This window comes from Streptomyces sp. SID14478 (assembly GCF_010548525.1).
Classification (GTDB): domain Bacteria; phylum Actinomycetota; class Actinomycetes; order Streptomycetales; family Streptomycetaceae; genus Streptomyces.
In genome coordinates, this window is record NZ_JAAGMG010000487.1 from 1 (window position 1) to 3,298 (window position 3,298).

General features: G+C 75.1%; 3 protein-coding genes and 1 pseudogene. 2 read left to right on the forward strand and 2 right to left on the reverse strand.

Features of this window, described 5'->3' with window-relative positions:
- Positions 1-697: pseudogene (locus G3I40_RS16155) on the reverse strand (hypothetical protein); the annotation flags it as partial.
- 143 nt (positions 698-840) lie between these two features.
- Here G3I40_RS16155 and G3I40_RS16160 point away from each other — a divergent pair.
- Positions 841-2,031 carry a sensor histidine kinase gene (locus G3I40_RS16160; RefSeq protein ID WP_164302860.1) on the forward strand — a complete coding sequence of 397 codons (1,191 nt, stop codon included), beginning with the start codon at positions 841-843 and terminating at the stop codon, positions 2,029-2,031.
- The gene (locus G3I40_RS16165; RefSeq protein WP_164302861.1) at positions 2,028-2,702 is read left to right on the forward strand and encodes a response regulator transcription factor; all 675 of its coding nucleotides are present in this window, start codon (positions 2,028-2,030) and stop codon (positions 2,700-2,702) included. Before G3I40_RS16160 ends, G3I40_RS16165 begins: the two co-directional genes overlap by 4 nt.
- A gap of 57 nt (positions 2,703-2,759) precedes the next feature.
- On the opposite strand, the gene G3I40_RS16170 is transcribed toward G3I40_RS16165, so the two are convergent.
- Positions 2,760-3,298, reverse strand: a 539-nt coding sequence (locus G3I40_RS16170; protein ID WP_203644171.1) for a maleylpyruvate isomerase N-terminal domain-containing protein, incomplete at its 5' end; no start/stop codon positions are given.

The following is a 3,298-nucleotide window of genomic DNA, read 5'->3' on the forward strand; positions in this document are numbered from 1 at the left end:
GGCGGTTGCGGGCGGACCGGGACACCGCCACCGCGCCCACCAGCGCCACGCCCACCAACACCCCGGGCCACGCGGTCCACTTCAGGCAGGCGGCAGCCCCCAGCACCGCGCCGGAGCGCACCGCCCATCCCCGCCCGGCCCACACGAGGCCGAGGCACAGCAGTCCGGCGACCGGCAGGTCCACGCCGCTCACGGCGAGCGGCAGGGCGACGACCGGGCACGCCACCAACCACCACACCCGGCCTCGCGCACACAGCCCCAGGCAGGCCAGGAAGACGCCCGCCATCCACCAGCGCGGATCACCGGGCAGCACGCCGAACACCGCCATCCCCGGCAGATAGGGGTCGGCGTCGGCGACCCGGGCGGGATCGGCGACGTACGGGCTGCCGGTCGCGAGCAGCCGCTGCCCCGACCGCGCGACGACGGACACCTCCAACTGCCCGCTCCCGCGGGCCACCAGCAGGCACAGGGGCAGGACGACGGCACCGGCCACGGCGACCAGCCGGGCCGCCTTCCCCCGCCCCGTGCCGTGGGCCACCGCCGCGGCGACCGCGTACGCCCCCGCCGCGACCGTGCCCCACACCCGGTGCGGACCCAGGTGCGTACTCAGCGCATAGCCGAGCGAGCCCAGCGCGCAGCCCGCCCACAGCCACGGCGCCGCCACCCCCACCGGCGCGCGAATTCCCAGTTCAGCCATGCCCCCGACGCTAGGAATCGGCGGCGCCGAGCGCGTCGCACGAGGAGGTGGACCGCTGCGTCAACCCGTGGCATGACACCGCCGGACCGTCTCCCCCTCCGCGCCGACGCACTCCCCCGCGCCCGCCCGACACAATCGACCGCATGAGCACGCCACACCGGACCGTCGCAGCGGCCTGGAAGACCTGGGCCGACGCCCCGTCCTACCCGTACGCCACGGGCGCCGCGCTCACCGTCGGCACCGTCGGGGAGCTGGCCTTCTTCCCCGGCTCACTCACCATGACCCTCGCGATCGTCACGTGCGCGGCGTCGTCGGCGTGGCGCCGCGTGTGCCCGCCGATCGCCCTGTTCACCGTCGCCGCCGCCCTGGTCAGCTTCGGCGCGGACACGGCCCTGTCGTTCTCCGCGATGGTCTGCGGCTCGCTCGGCTGCTACGTCCTCGGGCGGCACCGCGTCCTGCACCCGGTGCTGCTCGTCGCGGGCGGCGCGTTCGGCGCGCTCAGCGTGAACCTCGTCCACATCGCGAGCTGGGCCCGCGACGACCGCGTGCCCAACGTCCCCGCGTTCGGCCAGGCGGGCCCGCTCAGCCTGTTCACGGAGACGTTCGGCCTGTCGGCGTTCATCCTCGCGGCCGTGGCGCTCGGCGACGCCGTCCGCGCCCGCGAGCAGGCCCGCAGCGAACGGGAGCTGGCACAGGCCCAGTTGATCTCCATGGAGCGGCGCCAGGCCGCGGAGGCGGAGCGCGCCGGGATCGCCCGGGAGCTGCACGACATCGTCTCGCACTCGGTGTCGATGATCGCGGTGCAGGCGGAGAGCGCCACGTACACGACGTCCGGCCTGTCGCCCGGGGCGCGCGACGGTTTCCAGCAGATCGCCGGCACGGCCCGCTCCTCGCTGGCCGAACTGCGGCGCCTGCTGGGCGTGTTGCACGACGACACCGGTGCGGCCACGGCCCCGCAGCCCTCGCTGGCCCGTCTCGGCGAACTGATCGAGCAGCACCGGACGGTCGGCGGCGCCGCCGAGTTGACCGTCGTCGGGGACCGGGTGCCGCTCGCCGCCGCGTGGGAGTTGTCGGCGTACCGCATCGTGCAGGAGTCCCTGACGAACGTACGCAAGCACGCGCCCGGCGCCCGCGCGGCCATCGAACTCCTCTATGGGGGCGACCAGTTGAGGATCCGCGTGACCGACGACGGGTCCGGGCCGCCCGCCCCGGAGGAGTCCGCGGGCCACGGTCTGCCCGGCATGCGCCAGCGGGCCGCCCTGGTCGGCGGCACCCTGCGCGCGGGGCCGTGCGCGGGCGGCGGCTTCCAGGTCGAGGCGGTGCTGCCGTGGTGACGGCCGCTCCCCGGGTCATCCGCACCCTGGTCGCCGACGACCAGGCCGTCGTGCGCACGGCCTTCGCGAATCTCCTCGCCACGCAGGCGGACATCGAGGTGGTCGCGGAGGCCGAGGACGGCGCGGGCGCGGTGCGCCTGGCCGCCGAGCACCGCCCGGACGTGGTCCTCCTGGACATCCGGATGCCGGGCACGAACGGCATCGAGGCGGCCCGGGCCATCCTCGACGCCTCGGGCGGCGCCACGAAGGCCCTGATGCTGACGACGTTCGGGCTCGACGAGTACGTCTACGAGGCGCTCGCCGCGGGCGCGTCCGGCTTCCTCCTCAAGGACGCGACGTTCCCCGAACTCCTGCACGCGGTCAGGGTGGTGGCCGCCGGGAACGCCCTGCTGTCGCCCGAGATCACCAAACGGCTGGTCGCCGAGTTCGCCCGGCAGCGCGCCACCGCCCCGCTGAACCGCAGCGTCGAAGGGCTCACCACCCGGGAGGCCGAGGTCCTCGTCCTGATCGCGCGCGGCCTGTCGAACGCGGAGATCGCCGCGCATCTCACCATCACCGATCACACGGTGAAGACCCACATCAACCGGCTCTTCGCCAAGCTGGACCTGCGCGACCGGGCCCAGGCCGTGATCACCGCGTACGAGACGGGGCTGATCAGGCCCTCCCTGTGAACCCGTGCCGCCGCGCGGCCCTTTCAGCCACCGAGTCGGCCCCGCTCCCCCGGTCGCTCAGCCGAACGTGGCCCGTTCCAGCCAGAAGTCCAGCAACTCCCGGTCGCCCAGCACCTCCACGCGCCCGCCGTCCAACGGCTCGCGCCGGTAGAACGCGAGCAGGACGGCCGTCAGCGGGCCGCGCAGCGCCACGTCCGCCTTCGCGTGGTCGCGGCGCCACCCGATGCCCTCGTCGGCCAGTTCGATCAGCCACTCGGCGGCCGCCTCGGGGGGCGTGTCGGTGGCGTGCAGGTGCAGGGTGCGGCCGCCGGCCTTCAGCTCCTGGGCCGTGTCCCTGGCGTCCGCGTCCTGGACGAAGCGCACGATCCGCAGCCATTCGTCGATCGCGTCGGCGGCGACTGCGGGCGTCACGTCGAAGGCGGCCTTCGCCGCGCGGGCCGCGTCGGCCCGGTGGATCACCGTCTCGTGCGTCATCCGGCGGGCCCAGAACCCGGTGTCCTGCTGCCAGGACCAGCTCCAGCAGGGGGCGTCGGGCCCGGCCGCGCTCGACGCCTGGCTCGCCGACGGCGCGCGGCGCACCGCGGACGTCCTGCGCG

Bases quoted from the DNA above. Each gene is read 5' to 3' on its own strand.
- G3I40_RS16160 (WP_164302860.1), top strand. From the start codon at position 841: ATGAGCACGCCACACCGGACCGTCGCAGCGGCCTGGAAGACCTGGGCC.